This window comes from Kandleria vitulina DSM 20405 (assembly GCF_000702065.1).
Lineage (GTDB): Bacteria > Bacillota_I > Bacilli_A > Erysipelotrichales > Coprobacillaceae > Kandleria > Kandleria vitulina.
Map to the genome: position 1 here is coordinate 1 of NZ_JNKN01000017.1, position 18,761 is coordinate 18,761.

Here is an 18,761-nt window from a genome sequence, read left to right on the forward strand (position 1 = left end):
CATTCATCACTGAAATATAAGACACCTGTATCTGGCTTGTTTGATAATAATATGCTAATGCCTGATCAGTGGCTCAAGCTCATTGAGATATCACATAAGTACCATCCAGCAGACAATTAATCATTTCTCCAAGCAGTGCTCCAGGAGACGATACCCTCATTGCGCCTTTTTTAGGTGTTTTTTTATTACCTTCATAATCATTCGGTTTAGAAAAATTCAAAATATTCAATTTTAATACTACATGAATGATATCGCATCGTTCATCGATCCCTGAAATCTGTCATTCATCAAGTTTTTCATAAACTTTTGACTCTACCTTCCTCTATAGCATACTTCATGTTCAATTCTCTGTCGTTTGTTCAATATGACTTATTGTGACAGATCTGTCACATTCTGTATGAGAATAAGACTATGAAAGATGGCATATCCCATCAGCATCTTTATAAACATCGAAAGATCCATCATAAATGAATAGCTCATTATCACAAATAGGACACTTGTCACTCCAAGAAAGATCACAAGTTCCATAAAGGATTCAAGACAGATTAATCTTAATCCATACCATCCAATATACTCTTCTCTTTTTTCATTGATTCTCATGTGATTAATAATCAATAATGCACTTGCACAAGCGATAAGAAGAATGATGGTAAAGATGAACATCAAAGATAAAAGCTTCTCCATCTTAAGATGCATTCCTCTTTCTTTTATATGATAGACAGTATAAAACATCGGTAATAGTGTCATCACGAAAAATGTCATCATATAAACAAGTGCACCGCTCTTTAATTGTTCTAAAGCATTACTAAATGCCTTGTTCCATATAGACTCCTTCATAGCTCTCCTCCTGTTATTATCATAGAGAAGAAGATCATTTTTGTCGTTTATTAAAAGTGACAAAACATTACAGTTTTGTCACATAGTATTTTTCTTTATAGAATATCAATGTCACCTTGGTATACTCTCCTTCTTTAGAGTCTATCGTAAGACCGTGATGTAAAGCATCGCATAGTCTTTTAGTAATAAATAGGCCCATACCGGTAGATTTTTCTTCTTCATGACCATTAAATCCCGTATAGGATTTCTTGAAGACCTGAGGCAAATCTGAAGCACGTATACCTATGCCATTATCGTAGATGGAAAGTACAACCTTGTCTTCATCTTCTGTCGCACTAAAACGAAGAAGAGGGTTTTCTTTATGATACTTCATCGCATTAGAGACAATCTGATTTAAAATGAATTCCAACCATTTTGAATCAGATTTCACTTTGCAGTCAAGATGATCAGTTTCAATAGTAAAATGATGCATCAGCAGTTCATCTTTATTATGCATTAAGACATGATTGATGCACTGATCTAATTGATGCTCTTTAATAAGATAATCCTGAGCATCAGATTGACTACGAATATAATAAAGAACCTGCTCAGTATAATTTTCAATACGCTTAAGCTGATTCAAGGCTTTATTGTTTTTATCCTTATGCAACATTAAAGATAAAGCAGAAATCGGTGTTTTTACTTCATGAATCCACATTTCAATATATTCCTTGAAATGCTTTGTTTCACTTTGGTACTCATAGATCTTCTCATTCATAGATTTGGTTATTTCATATAAGGCATCATGCATTATCTCTCCTTCATAAAAAGAAGGACGATTCAATGTCTCAATAATCAAATATTTCTCTTTCATCTTTAAATGATGATCTAATTGTCTATAAAAAGAGACTTTTCTCATATAATCATAAGTGAAGATAATAATGATAAATATGATAGTTAAGATGATCTGAGCATATAGAAAAGCTTTTTCAATATGAAAAGCTTTTCCCATTAAATACTGAATGATGATAAAAACAACGATAAGAAAAATATGTTTTTTGTGGTCTGCTAAATATTTCATGAGAGAATATACCCCTGTCCTTTTCTTGTCATGATAACATCATCATATCCAAAATCTGATAGTTTTCCTCTTAATCTTGAAATATTGACAGTTAAGGCATTATCACTGATATATTCCTTATTGTCCCATAGTTCTGTCATAAGATCATCTCTAGTGACAATCTCATCAATATGAGTAAGAAGAAAATGAAAGATGATCATCTCATTTTTTGTAAGAACTACTTCCTGTTCACTATTCTTTAATGTCCCTTTAGCAAAATCTACTTCTAGATCACGATAGTGAGACAATTGACTATTAGATGGTGAAAGACGCTTCAATACGGCCTGTATTCTCAGCAGCAACAATGTTGGATTATAAGGCTTGGTAATATAATCATCTGCGCCATAGCTCATTGAAAGCACCTCATCTATCTCGTTGCTTTTACTTGTCACCATGATAACTGGCATATCCGATTCTTTTCTTAACTCCCTCAGCAGCGTTTCTCCATTCATATAGGGAATCTGTATATCCAAAAGCAATAGATCCGCATTAGCATCGAGTATCTGTTTTTTTGTTTGAGTAAAGTCTTCAACACATTCTACTTCATATCCTGCACCTTCTAGAAGAATCTTTATTTCTTCTCTAATAGAGGCATCATCTTCTACAATTATGATTTTCATAGGCTTTCTCCTTTTTTCCTATTATACCAATAATATCATTTATCACAACTTTCATATGACATAGAATATAAAAAGAAACTATTTCCTTGGAAATAGTTTCTTTACTTATTATTTAACTTTCACTTTCTTGATAGAAGAGAATGTTCCTTTCTGCTTACCTACTACAGTTCTTACTTTTACTTCATAAGTCTTTCTAGACTTAAGTTTCTTGATAGTCAATGAAGTGCGAGAAACTTTCTTGTAGCTCCATTTCTTTGTACCTTTCTTGCGGTAAGCCACTTCATAAGTTTTCACATTCTTTATTTTCTTCCATGAAAGCTTGATAGATTTCTTCTTTGCCTTTGCTTTAGAAATCTTTACCTTTTCTAATCTTGCATCTTTGATATAGACCTTAATGCTTACAGTCAACTGACGTGCTTTTCCCACTACAATGTAAGTGCCAGGCTTTTTCACATTGACCTTAGAAACATCCCATGTTACTGGTACGTTTTCTTCAGTAATTAAGTTATCACTGCCGGCAAGTTTTACTGTCTTAGGAAGAAGTTTCTTGATTTCATCAAGTGATGCATTAACACGTGGATGTATTCCATCAGCATCCAATACAATACGATCAGGAGTTTCATAGACATAGTATTCAGAAATACGTAGTGTACCTACATTAAAGCCGATTCCTACATAACCGTTGGCATAGAAGTGATCATTTGATACTTTTGTATCAATGGCTTTTTTACCATTGATATAGATCATCAAGTGATGATCACGTACAGAAATCTTAACAAGATCATTACGTGTTACACTTGCTTTACCATTGGCAATAACAGCGTTATCTTTAGTATCTTTTACTACAATGTTCCCTGAATCATCAATAGTAACTTTCCAAGCGCCACCTTTGCCCTTCTTCTGTGATTTTACGATAAACGATACTTCTTCAGTATCTTTCCAGTTGGCTTTAACCTGATAATCGAAATCTTTGTTTCTGATGTATTCACTATAAAGAGTAGATTCTCCATCTTCATATTCACCTACATACTGATCTCCATCGATATACCATTTACCTTCATCTGGTTCAAAGACATTGACATTTGTCTTTAAGTTATTTTCCTTAATATCAATTGTGATTTCTTTAGAATAGCTTGGATCAGCTTTTGCATAGACTCTAACTTTAGCTTTGCCTTTCTTTAGACAAGTAATAGTCGCTTTTGTACCTTCCTGCTTAATCTTAATAAGATCCTTGCCTTCTACTGCTTCATAGACTACATCCTGTTTAATATCTTCAGGTGCTAAGTCAGTATTTACTTCATAAGACTGATTAACATATCCATCAATATGATCAGTGTCACATTCAATACCATTTGGCTTTGTAAGTGTCTGCTTATTTGTCCAGATAGACTTAAGTGGAGTCACTTTCACATTACCAATCGCATTCTTATCACTATAAATCTGTAACCCATTGCTCTTAAATCCAGGGAAAATCTGCATTGCGCCTTCTACTGTATAGTCATTATTGAAGACTTCGACACTGCTTCTATCGACATAGATTTCAAGGTCAACACTGCCATCTTTATTCTTTTTCACTTTATGTGATACATTATTCATATCACCATTAACAATAACACCAGAGCTACTACGATCGATAGTTAATGTTTCTGTATCAAAATTATAAGTTACAAGTGTACCTTCCTTATCGCTTGCACGTACTTTAAATGTTACTTCTTTACTGTCTTTAGGATCAACATGAGCATTAATCACATAACTACTTGATCTAAAATCATTGAAAGCTGTATTCTTTTTCGTTAATTTAACATCCTTGTATTCTTTTGTTTCTTCTTTTAGATCATCATATTCCTTGATTGGTGTCTGTGTTAATTCATAGTTATCCCCTGTTTTCTTGATACCCATCTTTAATGCCAAATTGAATGTTCCATTAAAGACACTGTTGCCATTCTTATCTGGAATAGAATTACAGAAGCCACCTTCCCAAGTGTTCATCCAGTTTACCGCGATAACGTTATCTACAACTGATTTATTATAGCTATTACCTGAACCAAATTCACCAGTATAGTATGTCATAGCGGCATATGAATCATAACCGAAGTTCATGATACCATCATTTTTTTCATCGCCCATTCCTTCTCCGTTCTCACTTGCATATTGAGATAATGGGACAAACTTGTATTGACCATCGACTTTCTTGAAGTCACCAATCTTATATTTTCTACCACCACGTGAGAATACCCATTTTACTTCACCGGTATCTTTGCCATTTTCATCTCTGACAACGACTGGGAATAAGTCTGGACATTCAGTATGACAGTCTTTATAAGCTGATTCCTGATTCCAATGTACTAAATCATCTGATGAATAGATTCTTAATGGTCCACCAGCGACTACCATAAACCATTTATTATCATAACGGAAGACTTTAGGATCTCTGAACGCTGAAGTATTAAGTGAATCTTCTTTCCAATGAATAAGTACTTTTCCTTTTTCATACTTATGGAATGTTTTTCCATCTAAGCTGTAAGCTCCAATGATTTTCTGATCATCATTGCCATTATTACCATTAGCTGTAATTAAGAATACAAGACCTTCTTCTCCTTCTTTAAAGATATCTGGAGCTGTATCATGATTGGCAATGACTGCACATCCTGAATACATTGTTCCATATTCATCTGGATAGAAGGCAATTGGATGTTCTTCCCAATGAATACCATCCTTGCTTGTGGCATGCATCCAATGCATTGGACCCCATTTATCTCCATCATAGTACTGATGGAACAAATGCCATTCTCCCTTGAAGTAGACCATACCATTAGGGTCATTAGCCCATCCATCTTTAATTGAATAATGGAACTGGCCACGCCATTTTTCATTATAGTATGTTTCATCTTTCTGACAGCGATGTAATCTTAGACGATATACAACTTCAGCTGAACCATTTGTAGCTTTTAAAGTATAAGTCTGCATATCTTTAGTGATAGGTAGACCTTCTGAATAATCTACTTGGTTTCCTTCTTCATTATAAGCTGTAACTGTTGTACCCTCGTTCTTATCTAAATCAAGTTTAACTGCATGAGTATCATGCTTAACATTAGCGATATAGACATACTGTCCTTTTTGGAAGAGGATATCTTTATCGATACCACCATCAACCGCATTAAGTTTAATGCCATTTAATTGTGGAGAATTATCATCAGTAATTGTGGCATACTTGATATTACTGTAAGTAACATCGGATTCCCAAGTAAGTAAACCTAACTTACCTTCTGTCAACGAATCATCCTGTCCCCAATGCCCATTGCTCATTGTATAATCGGCAGAATTAAGGACAAGCTGATCATCTACATAATAGACAATGTGATTACCTATAGCGACAACTTTTAAATGATATGTATTGCTGTCTTTTACTTTCACATCTTGACTTGGTCCTAAATCAGCTGGATCTCCAAACTTAAAGACAACAACATGACCGGTTTCTCCATTTAAATTAGCTACATAAGAATATTTACCCTGAGCTCTAAATACCAATGAAGCAGCACCTTTTTTCTCATTGAATTTAACATCTGCTTCATAGACAAAGTCCTTGGCTTCAGTATTGCTGTAAAGGAATCTATCACCACTACCATGGCCTCTGATTCCTCCATCTACTTTTTCATAATCATCATTAAGCTCATCAAACTGCAATTCCGTACTCTTTAAACCTGCCTGTTTCATTACCTGCTGATATGAATAGCTAGGTAGAGTACGAGCATAAGCGGGGATTGTACTTGTAAAAATCATCGTTGCCCCAACAAACGACGCAAAAATCTTACTCCCTTTCATCTTTTTCCTCCTATTGATTTGATATCAATATTTTATAAAAAAGAAAAGATTCCTACTATTCACAAATGTCATCAATGGTAATTAACATATATAATTCAATAATATTGATTTATAAGTCATTTTCATTAAAACACAAAAAAACCTACTTAATTATAAGTAGGTTTAATGTATATGATGGTGCGGGCGACAGGACTTGAACCTGCACGCCGAAGCACTAGATCCTAAGTCTAGCGTGTCTGCCAATTTCACCACGCCCGCATATAAAAAAAATGGTGGGGGCTAACGGGCTCGAACCGCTGACCCTCTGCTTGTAAGGCAGATGCTCTCCCAACTGAGCTAAGCCCCCAATAAAAAAACACCGTTACCAGTGTAATAAGATGGTGCGGGTGACAGGACTTGAACCTGCACGCCGAAGCACTAGATCCTAAGTCTAGCGTGTCTGCCAATTTCACCACACCCGCACTAAGAATGGTGACTCGCAGGAGATTCGAACTCCTGACCCTCTGATTAAAAGTCAGATGCTCTACCAACTGAGCTAGCGAGTCATAAATGGTGCCGGCTATAGGACTTGAACCCACAACCTACTGATTACAAGTCAGTTGCTCTACCAATTGAGCTAAGCCGGCTTATAAATGGTGGGGGCTAACGGGCTCGAACCGCTGACCCTCTGCTTGTAAGGCAGATGCTCTCCCAACTGAGCTAAGCCCCCATAATGGTGACGGATACGGGATTCGAACCCGTGAATGCATGCGTGAAAGGCATGTGAGTTAACCGTTTCTCCAATCCGCCACTGGCGCCTGTTGTAGGACTCGAACCTACGACCCCCTGATTAACAGTCAGATGCTCTAACCAACTGAGCTAAACAGGCATTTGTTTTTCAGTGCTCACATAATATACCATGAGATTTTATATATTGCAATAGCTTTTATGAATTTTTTTACACTTTTTTTATTGAATCAGAAAAAGAGCCTTTCGGCTCTTTATCCATTAAGTTTACCATTAAAACCAAACTCATCAAACTCTTGGATTGTTAAGTAAATATTGTTCTTTGGAATAGCAGTAATTTCTTCTACCTTATCCATAAGAGCTTCAGTGAAAGCCTGACGTTCTTCTTTATTTGCATGTCTATAGATTTTACAATCCACATACATAGCGTCCTGTTCGTCTCCCTGATAATACATAATCTGATTATCTTCAATATGCATCATAAGAGCACTTTCACTCTTGCCTGGGAAAAGTGAAATCACTTTTCCAGCAGCTTCCTTAAGTTTTCTATCCTGTTGTAATGTTAATGTTCTATTAGTTGTAAATCTTAAAAATGGCATAAAACAAACCTCCTAAAATTAGAATGTCTGCGTCATGTCTCCCAATATTTTCACACCTTTGATGATATCCTCACGAGAAGGTGTCGAAAAGTTCATACGAAACGCATGACATTCTTGACTATCATCAGTTAAAAAAGCAGCTCCTGGCACAACCGCCACTTTTCTTTTTAAAGCCTCTTTCACAAAGGCATCTGTATCTACATGAGAAGGAAGGTGCACCCAAATAAACATACCACCTTCTGGAGAAGTGTATGTAACCTGATCAGAAAAGTGCTTTTCCATCTCATTTAACATAAGTTCACATTTTTCTTTATAAATTTTTCTTAGTTTTTCTAAATGTGCATCCATGTCCATGGAATCTAATAAACGAGCAATAACTTTTTGTGCCCATAAGTTTGTATGAACATCCGCTCCCTGCTTTGCGACAACCATCTTTTCAATTAATTCATGATTGGCGATGGCACACGCAACACGCATACCTGGTGCCATGATTTTTGAGAAGCTTGCACCATAGAGAACTAATCCATCTTCATCTAACTGTTTAAGTGAAGGAATATCTTCTCCTTCAAATCTTAGTTCTCCATAAGGATCATCTTCTAAAATAAGCACTTCATATTGTTTTGCCAATGCAAGAACCTTTTTTCTTGTATCTAATGACATTGTTGTTCCCATTGGGTTCTGGAAATTAGGGATTAAATACATAAACTTAGGCTTGGGCTGTGATGATAAAGCAAGTTCTAATGCTGCTAGATCAATTTCACCATCTTTATAAGGTACACCTCTTAATTGACAGCCATTTTCCTTAAATGAATTTAATGACCCAAGAAATGATGGTTCTTCTACTACCACAACGTCTCCTTCGTTGCATAAGACCTTGGATGCAAGATCCATGATCTGCTGAGAGCCTGTCGTCGTAATAATCTGATCTCCTTCTTTAATAATGCCGCCTTTTCTATTAATAAAAGCAGCTGCTTTCTTTAAAAAGAAAGGGTCTCCTTCAGTTAAGCCATACTGCAATACGGAAATAGGGTTATCTTCAAGAAGCTCTTCTGATGCTTTTATTATCTCATCTACTGGAAATGCATCCGCTGCAGGGTTACCTCCTGCAAAGCTAATAATTTCCTTGTCGGCAAGCGCCTTGAATATTTCTCTAATCGCAGAAGCTTTAACGTTCTGCATCTTTCTAGAAAACTGATATTTCATACTGTTACCTCGTTTACTCGCTATTATAGTCCAATTGAAAGCGTTTTACAAGTTACCTGTAACTGTTTTTGCATACGCTTACAAGTTTTATATCTTTATAGCGTAATTTTTTTATTTGATTTATTTTAACATAATATTTAAGAAAAATCATAAAAAGAACTCTAGAAATTTTCTAGAGTCCGATAGATGTGAATGCTTGTGAGAGGTCTTCAATTAAATCATCCACATGTTCAGTACCGATCGATAAACGAATAGTATTCTTATAGATACCAGCTTCATTTAATTCTTCTTCATTAAGCTGTGCATGAGTAGTAGATGCTGGATGAATGACGAGCGATTTTACATCTGCTACATTGGCAAGTAATGAGAATATTTGAAGATGATCGATAAAGTCTTTAGCTTTTCTTTCATCACCTTTAATTTCAAAAGTGAAGATTGAACCTCCTCCATGAGGGAAATACTTCTGATATAATGCATCATTGTTAATTGATGGATGATGTACTTTTTCAACACCTGGATGCTGATTTAAGAAGTTAACAATCTTTAATGCATTTTCTACATGACGTTCTACTCTTAAAGATAATGTTTCCAACCCAAGCAAGAATAGCCATGCCTGGAAAGGTGACAATGTTGCTCCTTCATCACGAAGAAGAATGGCTCTAATTCTTGTAATATAGGCAACTTTTCCTACATCTTTTGCGAAATTGATACCATGGTATGATGGATTTGGTGTAGTAAGACCTGGGAATTTATCTTTGTGGGCAAGCCAATCGAATGTTCCTCCATCTACAATGACACCGCCTACGCCAATACCATGTCCACCGATGAATTTAGTTGCTGAATGAATAACCACGTCTGCACCGTAAGAAATAGGTTTAACAAGATAAGGTGTAGCGAATGTATTATCTATTACTAGCGGTAAGCCGTGCTTATGAGCTACATTTGCAATTGCTTCAATGTCAGTGACTTCACTACGTGGATTTCCTAATGTTTCAATGAAAATTAATTTTGTATTGTCCTGGATTGCGGCTTCAAATGATGCTGGATCTAAATCTTTTACAAAAGTAGTAGTAATACCATCATCAACTAAAGTATGTGCTAATAAGTTATAAGTTCCACCATAAATATTGTTAGCGGCTACCACATGATCTCCAGATTTTGTGATGTTCTTGATCGCATAAGTGACTGCTGCGGCACCAGAAGATAAGGCTAATGCTCCTACGCCTCCTTCTAAGGCTGCAATACGCTTTTCAAATACATCCACTGTTGGGTTAGTTAGTCTTCCGTAAATATTTCCTGCATCTGATAATGCAAAGCGGGCAGCTGCCTGATCCGCATCTTCAAATACATATGCGGCTGTCTGATAAATAGGTACAGCTCTAGCTCCTGTTGTTGGATCTGGCTGCTGTCCTTCATGTAATTGTAATGTTTCAAATCTATAGTTACTCATATTCTTCTCCTCCTCATTATCTATAAATATCTATGTGATTCTTATCTTGAAATGCACATTCGATCTAAGGCGAGAAAATAATCAATTGTCAGAATTTTCATAGCTGCCTCCTTCAACCTACTATGTTTGTAGGAATTAATAATATCCTACCACTTTAGTAGTTTATTGGCAATATAGTAACTTATATGCGTTTTCTATATCTAATTATTAGAGAAATAAAAAAGAGCGAATCGCTCTTTTTTAAATAAAATGAGTATGGGCAACTTTCCATTTTTTCAAAGCAATAGCTACCCAGAAAGAATAAATCCCTAATGTGATAATAATGAGAAACAGCCATTTGATCCATTGTCCAAATAAGCCCATTGCCGTTCCATCAAATCGCAAGCGTCTTCCATCGATGACACTGTGAGAGATTTCCCAACGATAAAGGGTTACTGTGCAATATGGGAAAGCAATCCCAAATGTAATGACTGTCAGTATGAAGCATATAGTTTTTATTACAATCAATGAAAGAAGACTACCATCAAAATAACTATTCATCTACTTGCTTATCCTCTCTTTTAAAGTGAATATAGAGTATTCCTGCTATACCACATACAATGAAAATCAATGAGATGATCTGAGCCATTCTTAATGACCCAAGCATCAATGAGTCAGTTCGCATTCCTTCTACAAAGAATCGAACAATCCCATAACCTACAAAATAAGAGAAAAACTGTATTCCATTCTTTTTTGATATTCTCTTTACTACCAGAATAATCAACAAGAACAAAATGACATTTCCTACTGATTCATAAAGAAACGTAGGATGATGATAAGCACCTTCAATATACATGTGATTAACAATAAATGAAGGAAGATGAAGTCCTTTTAAGAAAGAAAGAGATACTTCTCCACCAAAGGCTTCCTGGTTAAAGAAATTCCCCCATCGTCCACATGCCTGAGCAATAAGTACTCCTGGCATAATAGCATCACCGGCTACAAAGAAATCTATTTGATGTTTCTTAAAATAGTAGACACTATAAATAAGCCCTGTGAAAAGACCTCCCTGTATTGCCAATCCTCCATGCCATATCGCAATGATATCTTCTGGATGACTAGCATAAAGCTCTTTCCACATGAAGATCACATACCAGATACGAGCACCAATAATGCCAGTAACCATTACGCCAAAGAAATAGTCAGATAAAATGTTAGGCGCGTATCCTAATTTCTTGAATCTATATCTTCCTAATTGATATGCAAATAAAGCACCAAGGAGGATGCATACCGCATAATAGCGAATATTAAATCCTCCTATGGATACTAAAGTATGAAAGTTTGGAAATAGCTTCATGACTATTCCCCTTTCATCTTAATATTTTTCATGATTCTATTAACAAATTCTTTACTTGAATCAAAGCCATCAGCCTTAAGCTGCATGTTCATGAGTGCTGATTCAATAATAACTGACATACTACGTCCACCTGTAACTGGAACAACAATCTTTGGAATAGGGACATTTAAGATTTCTTCTGTCACATCGTCTTCTTCTACACCAATACGTGTGTATTCTCTTGATGGTAACCAACGGTCAAGCTGGATAATCAAGTCTACATTATCTTTCGCAAGACATGAGCCAATTCCAAACATCTTTGATACATCAATGACACCAATTCCTCTGATTTCTAGAAGGTTGTTCAATACAGCAGGAGCTTTACCTACAATATGTTGTCCGACATGATAAAGTTCAACAGCGTCATCCGCAATAAGCTGATGTCCTCTTTTGACTAGTTCAAGGGCAATTTCTGATTTTCCAATCCCACTATCTCCACGAATGATAACACCTTTACCATAAATATTTAAGAATACCCCATGAATCAATGTTTCAGGTGCTAGCTTCTCATCCAATTTAGACTGAAGATCAATTGAAACACGTCCAGTTGGCATATTTGTCTCAAATATTGGGAAATTTCTCTTAATAGCAATATTTCTTAAGATATCTGCACATTTATATCCTTTACACACAATAATGCATGGTGTTTCATCATTGACTAACTTAGAGAAACAAGCTAACTGTGCTTCTCTTGTCATTTCATCAATAAATGCATTTTCTTTTTCTCCAAGAAGAATAATTCTTCTGAAGTCACTGTGCTTAAAGAATCCAGCCAATTCGAAACCTGGTCTATTTGTATCAGCTACAAATACTTCTCTTTCAAGAGAGTTTTCATCACCAGAAATCTGTACGAATGTAGACTGTGGTAAAAGATCCTTTAATTTAACTGATTTTGCCATAATGCCTCCTTATAATAAGTCCTTAAGGAACTGTCCAGTACGACTTTCTTCACATTTTGCGACTTTTTCAGGTGTTCCCGATACTACAATTGTACCACCTGCGTCTCCGCCTTCCAACCCTAAATCGATAATGTGATCCGCAACTTTTATGACATCGAGGTTATGTTCAATAATGAGAACGGTATCACCGTTATCTACTATTTTATTTAATACTTCTATAAGTCTTGCCACATCATCACTATGTAAACCTGTTGTTGGTTCATCAAGAATATAAAGGGTCTTTCCAGTTGCACGCTTCTGTAGTTCAGACGCTAATTTAACACGCTGAGCTTCTCCACCTGACAAGGTTGTTGCCGATTGACCAAGCTTAATGTAGCCAAGTCCCACATCATAAAGTGCTTTTAACTTATTATAAATACGAGGAAGATTTTCAAAGAAAGACAATGATTCTTCCACAGTCATTTCTAATACATCATAGATATTCTTATCTTTAAATGTTACCTGAAGTGTCTCTTCGTTATAACGTTTTCCACCACATTCTTCACATGGCACATACACATCTGGCAAGAAGTGCATTGAAATACGTTTTACACCATCACCCTGACACGCTTCACAGCGTCCTCCTTTGACATTGAAAGAGAAACGTCCTTTATCGTATCCGCGCATCTTGGCTTCCTGTGTTTTCGCAAAGAGATCTCTGATATCATCAAAGACGCCTGTATATGTTACCGGATTAGAACGTGGTGTTCTTCCAATTGGTTCCTGAGATACTTCAATGACCTTATCGACATTCTCAATACCTCTTATTTCTCTATGGGCACCTACACGATCTTTAGAATGATAGATTTTTTCTCTTAATCCTCTACAAAGAATATCATTAACCAATGTAGATTTACCTGAACCTGATACACCAGTTACGACAATCATCTTTCCAAGCGGGAACTTCACATTAATATTCTTTAAATTATGTTCCTTAGCTCCCCTTACTTCAAGGAATAATCCATTACCTTTACGTCTTTTCTTAGGTACTTCAATTCTTTTTGTACCTGCAAGATACTGTCCAGTAATAGAGTTAGGATTATTCATGACTTCCTGTGGTGTCCCACATGCGACAACCTGTCCACCATGAACACCAGCTCCTGGTCCGATGTCTACAATATAATCAGATTCTCTCATTGTTTCTTCATCATGTTCAACGACAAGCACACTGTTTCCAAGATCTCTCATCTCACAAAGAGTGCGAATGAGCTTTTCATTATCGCGCTGATGAAGACCAATTGATGGTTCATCTAAAACATAAAGAACACCAGTAAGACGTGAACCAATCTGTGTAGCTAAACGTATACGCTGAGCTTCTCCACCAGATAACCCACCAGCATGTCTTGCTAAAGTAAGATATCCTAATCCTACATTCTGTAAGAATGTCAATCGATCTTTGATTTCTTTTACAATCAATCTTGAAATCTTTTCTTCCATGATAGAAAGCTTTAATGAAGAAATCCATGCTAAAGCATCATTAATAGATTTATTTGTTAAATCATAAATAGATAATCCATCAACCTTAACTGATAAGACCATCTCATTTAAACGTGCACCACCACAAGTAGGACATGTCTGTTCACGCATAAATGAAGAGTACCATTCCTTGGCCCAAGAAGAATTTGTTTCTTCATATCTTCTTGCAATTAAGGTTTTTACCCCTTCAATATACTGCGTTGCACGTGAGATATTTCCTGAAGAAGAAACTGTCTCATACGAAATAGGTTTATCTGATCCAATAAAGATAATCTTTAATTCTTTCTTAGTAAAATCTTTAAGTGGCTTATCTAAATCAATATGATAAGCTTCACATAGCTTAAGGAATTTCTGCCATTCTAATCGATCAGTTCCTACTGCTGTCTTAAAATAGCGCAATCCTCCCTGGTTAATACTTAAAGACCAATCAGGTACAAGCAGATTATCATCTACAACACTTTTAGTACCTAATCCTTTACAATCAGGACAGGCTCCTAATGGGTTGTTAAATGAGAAAAGACGTGGTTCAAGCTTTGGTACACTGAATCCACAAATAGGACAAGCCTGATTTTCTGAGAACAGCTTTTCTGTTTTCTTTGTAAGATTCTCTACAATACATTCTCCACCTGCTAATTTTAATGCAGTTTCTAATGAATCAGAGAGACGTGAACGATATCCTTCTTTTTTGATAATACGATCCACAACTACATCGATCGTATGTTTTTTATTTTTTTCTAAGACTATATCTTCATCAAGAGTAAACATCTCTCCATCCACCTTGACTCTGACAAATCCTTCTTTTCTAAGCTTCTCAAAAAGATCCTTATGTGTCCCCTTCTGATTCATAGCCATTCTTGCTAATACCTGAAGCTTATCTCTTTCATCATATTGATCGACAATATCGCACATCTGCTTAATTGTTTGTGCTTCAATACGAATATTATGATGAGGACAATACGCATGTCCAATACGCGCATATAACAATCTTAAATAATCATAGATTTCCGTAACAGTTCCAACTGTAGAACGTGGGTTATTGGATGTTGTCTTCTGATCAATCGCAATAGCTGGTGAAAGTCCCTCAATACTATCGACGTCAGGTTTCTCCATTCCCCCAAGGAACTGTCGTGCATAGGCACTTAACGATTCTACATATCGTCTTTGCCCTTCCGCATAGATTGTATCAAATGCCAAGGACGTCTTTCCGCTACCTGATAACCCTGTTAAGATAACAAGTTTATTTTTAGGAATCTCTATGTCAATATTCTTCAAATTGTTTTCCCTTGCCCCTTTAATGACAATCTTATCTGAATTCATGCAATAGTCTCCTTAATATACTTTCTTTCTTCATACCCTGAAGCTGCCATTCATAAGCCTGACGCAAAATATCACCGTATTGACGATGATCCTCTATCGGCAATGCCAATAGATCTTTCCCACTCACAAGTGCCTCTTGTGCATGATCTCCATACGAAGACACATATTCCTCTAATCTTTCATTAATCAATTCCATATCTTGAATGGCACATCTTCCTGTTCCCGCTTTATCACATCGCGAAAACCAGACCAGATCATTTAATGGGAAGATGCCATCAATCTTCTTTAATAATCTTTTATAGACAATTGGTCGAGAATGATCATAGAAGATCTTCATCAGTTCCATATGAACAAGAATCATCATTTTCACATAAGCACGAAGCTTCTTATTCTTAATGATCTTCACATCCTTAAAAACCTCCACTCCTGCTTCATGATGACCAATAGCTCTTCCATCTTCTGTTGTCACTAACGGCTTTCCAATATCATGCAACAAAGCCGACCACATAAATGCGAGTGGCCAGCTGGTTTCCCCTTTAACTTCAGCTGCATGATCCAATACTAGCATCGTGTGATTCCAGACATTTCCTTCAGGATGATAATCAGGTCTTTGATGGGTATGAATCAATGCTTCTAAATAAGAAGGCAAAACCCCAACATCCTTTAGAAATGTCATGCCTAATGAAGGAAAATCTCCCATGAGAATCTTGACATATTCCTCATAGATTCTCTCTTCACTTAAATACTTTACTTTTTCTTTCATGTTCTTACAAATTGTCTTAGTACGTTCACTTGCTTCAAGATGAAATCTTGATATAAAAGATGCTCCTCTATATAAACGTAAAGGATCTTCTTGAAAAGATTTTTCATCAATGACTTCTAAACGTTTGTCCATGAGATCATCATAGCCATGAAAGAAATCAAATAATTGTTTTGTCTTATAGTCAACCATCATCGCATTGATGGTAAAGTCTCTTCGTCTTGCAGCTTTTTCTAATGGAAGTTCACTATCGATAATGATATCGAAGTCCTGATGGCCACTTCCTCTGCTTTTTTCCTGTCTTGGTAAAGCAAATTCACAGTTTTGCAACAAATCCAGATGAACAACCGCAAATGATGCCCCAAAGGTTTCTACATGTCCAAAACGTGAAAGTATCTCACAGAGCTTATCATAGGATAGATGAAAGACTTCTACATCGATATCTTTTGATTCTCTTTTTAATAAGGTATCTCTTACAATACCCCCTACAAAAAAGAGCTGTCCTCCTTCTGATACAATTGCATCAAAGACTTCTTTTTCTTTTTCACTGATGGGAATATTAACCTGCATTTTTTATCTCCTCTATCGCATCACGCAGTTCCATTGCACGTTCAAAATCAAGGACTTTAGCTGCTTCACGCATCTGTTTTTCAAGTTCCGCAATCAGTTCACCCTTAGCCTTCTTGCTTACTTTCTTGCCACGCTTAACAAGCTTGCTGGCTTCTTCTTGAACTTCCTGTCCTCTAATTGCATCACGAATTTCTTTCTTGATTGTCTGTGGCACAATATGATGCTCTTCATTATAAGCAATCTGAATCTTACGACGGCGTGATGTTTCATCAATAGCGGCTCTCATTGAATCTGTCATACGGTCTGCATACATAATGACTTTCCCATTCGCATTTCTTGCAGCACGTCCGATGGTCTGAATCAATGATCGAGAATTACGTAAGAATCCTTCCTTATCCGCATCAAGAATACAGACAAGCGATACTTCTGGAAGGTCAAGTCCTTCTCGTAAAAGATTGATACCAACAAGGACATCATATTTACCTAATCGAAGATCTCTTAATATTTCCGTACGTTCCAAGGTTTTTGTATCTGAGTGAATATAGGCAACCTTGAAGCCATATTCTTTAAGATAATCAGTTAAATCCTCAGCCATACGTTTTGTAAGGGTCGTAATAAGAACACGTTCATCCTTCTCGATACGTTCTTCTATTTCACTGATAATATCATCAATCTGCCCTTCAATAGGACGAACATCCACAATCGGATCAAGAAGACCAGTAGGACGAATAATCTGTTCAACCACTTTACCCTTCGTACTTTCGAGTTCATAATCACCCGGTGTCGCAGACACAAATATAGCTTCCGGGATAAGCTTTTCAAATTCTTCAAAACGTAAAGGTCGGTTATCAAGGGCCGAAGGCAATCTGAATCCATATTCTACCAATGTCTCCTTACGACTGCGGTCCCCGTTGTACATTCCTCGAATCTGCGGCAACATGACATGGGATTCATCTACGATGATAAGAAAATCATCGGGGAAATAATCCAAGAGCGTATAAGGTCTCTGTCCTGGTTTTCTGCCGTCAATATGACGAGAGTAGTTCTCAATTCCGGGACATATGCCTACTTCTCTAAGCATCTCTATATCATGTCTGGTGCGCTGGTCGAGGCGTTCATATTCTAGAGGTTTCTCTTCTTCTTTATAATAAGCAAGACGATCCTCTAATTCCTCAGAAATCGTCTGGCAGGCACGCTGCATCTTTTCAGCACTTGTAACATAGTCATCTGCTGGATAGATGGTGTACGTATTATAAGATGCAAGCAGTTTTCCTGTTAATGGATCCACTTCACAGATACGATCGACTTCGTCTCCAAATAATTCTATACGAATGATATAGGCTTCAGAGTGTCCTGGTACGATTTCGATTGTATCTCCACGTACTCTGAATGTTCCTTTAATCTGATCCATATCGTTTCTTGTATATTGTCTGTCTACCAAGAATGTCAACAGTTCTTTTCTGTCGATGATCTGACCTACTCTTAATGAGAAGATCATCTCTTTATATTGTTCTGGATTACCTAAACCGTAAATAGAGGCTACCGAAGATACGACTATCGTATCTTCTCTTTCAATTAGAGAGTTCATTGCGGCACTTCTAAGCATCTCTATTTCATAGTTGGTTTGTGCTTCTTTATCAATATAGGTATCACTTGATGGAATATAGGCTTCTGGCTGGTAGAAATCGAAGTTTGAAATAAAATATTCTACTCTATTATTAGGAAAGAATTCCTTTAATTCTGAATAAAGCTGTCCGGCCAGTGTTTTATTATGTGATAGTACAAGCGTCGGTTTATTGACCTGAGCAATCACATTGGCAAACGTAAATGTCTTACCAGTCCCTGTTCCACCTAGTAGAACCTGTGTTTTCTTTTTATTCTTTACCCCTTCTACAAGCTCTCTGATCGCTTCAGGCTGGTCACCCATAGGGGCAAAATCAGATACGAGCTCAAATTTTTTCATAATGCA

The 18,761-nt window shown here is 36.5% G+C and carries 13 protein-coding genes and 8 tRNA genes; all 21 read right to left on the reverse strand.

The genetic code is table 11. From position 1 onward, the window contains the following. Positions 1 to 369: 369 nt before the first annotated feature. Positions 370 to 837 (reverse strand): hypothetical protein, encoded by a 468-nt coding sequence (locus tag T513_RS0105530; protein WP_031589319.1) that lies wholly within the window; start codon positions 835 to 837, stop codon positions 370 to 372. Positions 838 to 904: 67 nt separating this feature from the next. After that, the gene (locus T513_RS0105535) at positions 905 to 1,897 is read right to left on the reverse strand and encodes a sensor histidine kinase (RefSeq protein WP_031589320.1); all 993 of its coding nucleotides are present in this window, start codon (positions 1,895 to 1,897) and stop codon (positions 905 to 907) included. Then, entirely contained in the window at positions 1,894 to 2,556 is a 663-nt protein-coding gene (locus tag T513_RS0105540) for a response regulator transcription factor (RefSeq protein ID WP_029069877.1), read from the reverse strand. The genes T513_RS0105535 and T513_RS0105540 overlap by 4 nt, the downstream gene beginning before the upstream one ends. Positions 2,557 to 2,664: 108 nt before the next feature. Then, positions 2,665 to 6,378: a GH32 C-terminal domain-containing protein gene (locus T513_RS0105545; RefSeq protein ID WP_051654405.1), complete on the reverse strand. Its 3,714-nt coding sequence runs from the start codon at positions 6,376 to 6,378 to the stop codon at positions 2,665 to 2,667. 175 nt (positions 6,379 to 6,553) lie between these two features. Continuing rightward, positions 6,554 to 6,636 (reverse strand) — tRNA-Leu (locus T513_RS0105550). 12 nt (positions 6,637 to 6,648) lie between these two features. Next, a tRNA-Val gene (locus T513_RS0105555) sits at positions 6,649 to 6,724 on the reverse strand. A gap of 32 nt (positions 6,725 to 6,756) precedes the next feature. Continuing rightward, a tRNA-Leu gene (locus T513_RS0105560) sits at positions 6,757 to 6,839 on the reverse strand. 8 nt (positions 6,840 to 6,847) lie between these two features. Next, a tRNA-Lys gene (locus T513_RS0105565) sits at positions 6,848 to 6,923 on the reverse strand. Positions 6,924 to 6,928: 5 nt separating this feature from the next. Beyond that, a tRNA-Thr gene (locus T513_RS0105570) sits at positions 6,929 to 7,004 on the reverse strand. 7 nt (positions 7,005 to 7,011) lie between these two features. Continuing rightward, a tRNA-Val gene (locus tag T513_RS0105575) sits at positions 7,012 to 7,087 on the reverse strand. A gap of 4 nt (positions 7,088 to 7,091) precedes the next feature. Beyond that, positions 7,092 to 7,167: transfer RNA gene (locus tag T513_RS0105580), tRNA-Glu, on the reverse strand. 2 nt (positions 7,168 to 7,169) lie between these two features. Continuing rightward, a tRNA-Asn gene (locus tag T513_RS0105585) sits at positions 7,170 to 7,246 on the reverse strand. A 112-nt stretch (positions 7,247 to 7,358) separates the two neighbouring features. Beyond that, a complete protein-coding gene (locus tag T513_RS0105590; RefSeq protein WP_029069876.1) occupies positions 7,359 to 7,703 on the reverse strand; it encodes a tautomerase family protein in 345 nt (114 codons plus the stop codon). A gap of 18 nt (positions 7,704 to 7,721) precedes the next feature. Then, positions 7,722 to 8,906 carry an aminotransferase-like domain-containing protein gene (locus T513_RS0105595; protein WP_031589322.1) on the reverse strand — a complete coding sequence of 395 codons (1,185 nt, stop codon included), beginning with the start codon at positions 8,904 to 8,906 and terminating at the stop codon, positions 7,722 to 7,724. Between the two features lie 172 nt (positions 8,907 to 9,078). Further along, a complete protein-coding gene (locus T513_RS0105600) occupies positions 9,079 to 10,356 on the reverse strand; it encodes an O-acetylhomoserine aminocarboxypropyltransferase/cysteine synthase family protein (protein WP_031589323.1) in 1,278 nt (425 codons plus the stop codon). Positions 10,357 to 10,596: 240 nt separating this feature from the next. Next, positions 10,597 to 10,896 (reverse strand): YjgN family protein, encoded by a 300-nt coding sequence (locus T513_RS0105605; protein WP_029069873.1) that lies wholly within the window; start codon positions 10,894 to 10,896, stop codon positions 10,597 to 10,599. After that, the gene (gene lgt, locus T513_RS0105610) at positions 10,889 to 11,692 is read right to left on the reverse strand and encodes a prolipoprotein diacylglyceryl transferase (RefSeq protein ID WP_031589324.1); all 804 of its coding nucleotides are present in this window, start codon (positions 11,690 to 11,692) and stop codon (positions 10,889 to 10,891) included. Before lgt ends, T513_RS0105605 begins: the two co-directional genes overlap by 8 nt. A gap of 2 nt (positions 11,693 to 11,694) precedes the next feature. Beyond that, positions 11,695 to 12,630 (reverse strand): HPr(Ser) kinase/phosphatase, encoded by a 936-nt coding sequence (gene hprK / locus T513_RS0105615; RefSeq protein ID WP_031589325.1) that lies wholly within the window; start codon positions 12,628 to 12,630, stop codon positions 11,695 to 11,697. Between the two features lie 9 nt (positions 12,631 to 12,639). Beyond that, positions 12,640 to 15,462, reverse strand: coding sequence for an excinuclease ABC subunit UvrA (uvrA, locus tag T513_RS0105620; protein WP_031589327.1), 2,823 nt, complete (start codon positions 15,460 to 15,462; stop codon positions 12,640 to 12,642). After that, positions 15,449 to 16,792 carry a CCA tRNA nucleotidyltransferase gene (locus T513_RS0105625; protein WP_031589328.1) on the reverse strand — a complete coding sequence of 448 codons (1,344 nt, stop codon included), beginning with the start codon at positions 16,790 to 16,792 and terminating at the stop codon, positions 15,449 to 15,451. Before T513_RS0105625 ends, uvrA begins: the two co-directional genes overlap by 14 nt. Next, the gene (gene uvrB / locus T513_RS0105630) at positions 16,782 to 18,755 is read right to left on the reverse strand and encodes an excinuclease ABC subunit UvrB (protein WP_031589329.1); all 1,974 of its coding nucleotides are present in this window, start codon (positions 18,753 to 18,755) and stop codon (positions 16,782 to 16,784) included. The genes T513_RS0105625 and uvrB overlap by 11 nt, the downstream gene beginning before the upstream one ends. Positions 18,756 to 18,761: the final 6 nt, after the last annotated feature.